This is a genomic window from Prevotella sp. TF12-30, assembly GCF_003436715.1.
Classification (GTDB): Bacteria; Bacteroidota; Bacteroidia; order Bacteroidales; family Bacteroidaceae; genus Prevotella; species Prevotella copri_A.
The window spans coordinates 848-3,936 of sequence record NZ_QSQJ01000080.1 but is presented as its reverse complement, the minus strand read 5'-3'; the positions used below and the strand labels follow the sequence as shown (position 1 = coordinate 3,936).

Genomic DNA, 3,089 nt, shown 5'->3' with positions numbered 1-3,089 from the left:
GCGGTGAGCAATGTGCTCAGCGTGGTAAACGGTGCGTCAGTCCCACAGAGTGGCAAGGCTGGCGGACAGATGGCGCATACCTATACATACGATGCACTCTACCGTCTTGTCAGCGCAACAGGTACATATACTGGTGCTGACAACAAGACCGCAAGCTACACTCTTGCGATGGGTTACGACAATATGCACCGTATCACATCGAAGCGTCAGATTCTCACGCAGAACAATGTGCAGTTCAATGGCACATTGAATGCAGGTTATGATTTGTCATACACCTATGGAACAGAGACAGGCAAGAAGTTCCAACTCGCAAATGTGAAGGATGTTAACTACCGCACGGAGGAGACGCCTTCAGAAAGCGAGAATGTGAACAACAATCATGCTTATGAGTATGATGCCAACGGTAATCTTGTTTATGTCAACACAAGCCGTACAAAGAAGGATGGCATGGCTGACGAGAAGACCGCAGAGCGCAAGCTTAAATGGGATGAGGAGAACCGTCTCCTTGCTTCCGACGACAATGGCTTTGTGACCAACTATTGGTATGATGCTGATGGTGAGCGTACGGTGAAGACATCAGGTGAGAGTGACCAAGTTTATGTGAACTCAGAGTTTGCAGGAGGTCGCACGAACACTGCCAAGTTCTCACTATATGTATCTCCTTACCTCGTTGCCAACCAAGGCGGACGTTACACCAAGCATATCTATATCGGTAGTCTGCGTGTCGTTTCCAAGATTGGTGACTTCGCCTCTTACGGCTCAGATCCACGCCGCATCCAGTATGCTGGTAGCGAGACTGATGGACTTTCTGTTGACTATAAGCAAAAATATGTCCAGCAGTTGCAGGTTATCAAGGATAATTATGCAACCTTTGCAGTGCCGTACAATGGCGAGGACAACAACGATTATGTCGATGGCAAGGGCTTCTGCTGCAATGATGGCAGCTTGGAGGCTGCTCAGACACGAGCTTTGGTGAGAGCTGCAAAGAATAACTTCCAAGAAGGCGACGCATACGAGAAGATGCAGTTCTACTACCACCCAGACCATTTGGGTAGCAGTAGTTACATCACCAACCTTGATGGCGAGGTGGTGCAGCATATCGAGTATGTTCCTTTTGGTGAAGTGTTCGTTGAGGAGCGCAATAACATTTGGAATACGCCTTATCTTTTCAATGCGAAGGAATTCGACGAGGAGACGGGATTGTATTACTATGGGGCAAGGTATTATGACCCAAGGATTAGTTTGTGGATTAGTACTGATAATTCAGAAGAAAAGTATGCTGAATTTTCTTCTTATTGCTATGTTGGGAATAATCCTATTATTTTAAATGACCCAAATGGTAACGATTGGCTTAGAACAGATAAAAAATATTTCTATGATCCTTCAGTTACAAGTCAAGAAGATGCAACTAATAAGTATGGAAAAGAAACCAAATACTTATTTGCAGCGGGAACTCTATTTGCAAAGAGTGGAGCATATTCTTATGATTTGGAAGTTGGAGGTCATGTAAAAGATAGTTACACAGGCGAATACATTGCAGGACAATTCACAACTCCAGCAGGAAGCACTGTCATTAATAATAATCAGTATCTGTCTTCTCGTGAATTATCTTTTTGGGAGAAAATGTCAGCATCTGATAATTTCTTCGTCCAATTAGCCTATGGTACTTTGAATGATTGGTATGTTTGTTTCCAAGCTTTTGACTTTGGATTGTTAGAAAGGGAAGAATGGAAAAATCCTTTTACAGGTGCTAATTTTGGCAATTTGGATGGAACGCCAAATTACAACCAAATAGATGCTATTCCTGGGGTAATTTCAGATTTCATACCATTCTCGAAAGCCGAAAAAGGGTTAAGTGTCCTAAAAAAAATGAATGCTGCACAGTTTTCCAAAACATTTAAGGGGACATTAAGTAGGCTTAAACCATCCACACGAGGAACTATAAATAGAGGAATTAATTCCGGAATTGATGAAATTAATAGTACTGTCGGTTCGGGAGAGGTCATGTTTGATGCTATAGACTTTTTGAAACCAGAAGATAAAGAATAAAAGTATGAAAGAATTATTGTTGAGAAATCTTTTGATACTATATCTTGGCGTTTCTTTGAGATTTTTGTTTTATAAAATAATCAAAAGGCGTGATGTGGATTTTCAGAGATTATTACATGGCATAAAATGTCCTAAGAATAAAAATGATGAAATTTTCAATTATAAAAATGATTTCACGAATCGATTATATGCTATCATATTTATAATTTCAATCGTAATCATAATAGGTCTCATACAAAAATATAAAAACTAAAAGCAATCAAATTGTTATTTTAGTGTAGACTTCAAAAATCGGGTAGGAGGTAAATGCTAATTATAAAAGGCATTTGCCTCCTATTTTCACATTTACCGACCTCCCACACCACCGTATGCGGAACCGCACTTTTCCTGTTCGTTCTGCTTTTCTTTGAATATCCGTGCCAACAAATAGGTGCCATAAGCATTTAACGTGAGTTTTGTTTCTACATTTGATGGTAATACACCGCAATATGTTCCTGCAATGGAATCCAAGTCAACACTGTTTTCTAAGACTGCCGTATATTCTTCGACTTTAACAGGATCAATATCGGCATCATTTTGTTTCGTTTCACATAAGATATAAGATGCAACAAGTGAGATAACCAAAACTGCTATAATTATCAATTTCCTCTTCATAGCTACCATAAAAGAAAAAGTGTCCGCAATGTCAAGCAAGTGGCATCACGGACACGAATGAACAGTTGAGAGTTAATGAAAAGTCAGTATTCTGCTATGTTGCTGATGCATGGACAAGTTCTTGCACTATCAAACACGATACGGAGACCGTTCGTCTTTACTTTATCGAAGCGAAGGATGCGCTTGTAGCCGATGACCGTTGTCTATTATTTCTTATTAATTTTCTTTTTAATTTCATTCGCCTCTTTAAATAGGCTATTAGCCATGCTATCTTTAATTGCTGCCATCTGTATCATTTCGTTATGGTAGCGAATTGAGTCCTCATAAATATTTACACGAGTTCTCACATTCTCAATAACTTCTTTATTAGGACATACAGAGAAGTT

General features: G+C 39.8%; 2 protein-coding genes and 1 pseudogene. 1 reads left to right on the top strand and 2 read right to left on the bottom strand.

The window, feature by feature from the left end:
* On the top strand, nucleotides 1-2,049 hold a 2,049-nt coding region (locus tag DXD25_RS15920), incomplete at its 5' end, for an RHS repeat-associated core domain-containing protein (protein ID WP_233522365.1).
* A 345-nt stretch (nucleotides 2,050-2,394) separates the two neighbouring features.
* On the opposite strand, the gene DXD25_RS15910 is transcribed toward DXD25_RS15920, so the two are convergent.
* Both DXD25_RS15910 and DXD25_RS17305 read right to left on the bottom strand, forming a co-directional pair.
* Nucleotides 2,395-2,712 carry a hypothetical protein gene (locus DXD25_RS15910; RefSeq protein ID WP_233522364.1) on the bottom strand — a complete coding sequence of 106 codons (318 nt, stop codon included), beginning with the start codon at nucleotides 2,710-2,712 and terminating at the stop codon, nucleotides 2,395-2,397.
* Between the two features lie 197 nt (nucleotides 2,713-2,909).
* Nucleotides 2,910-3,089, bottom strand: a pseudogene (locus tag DXD25_RS17305) (hypothetical protein); the annotation flags it as partial.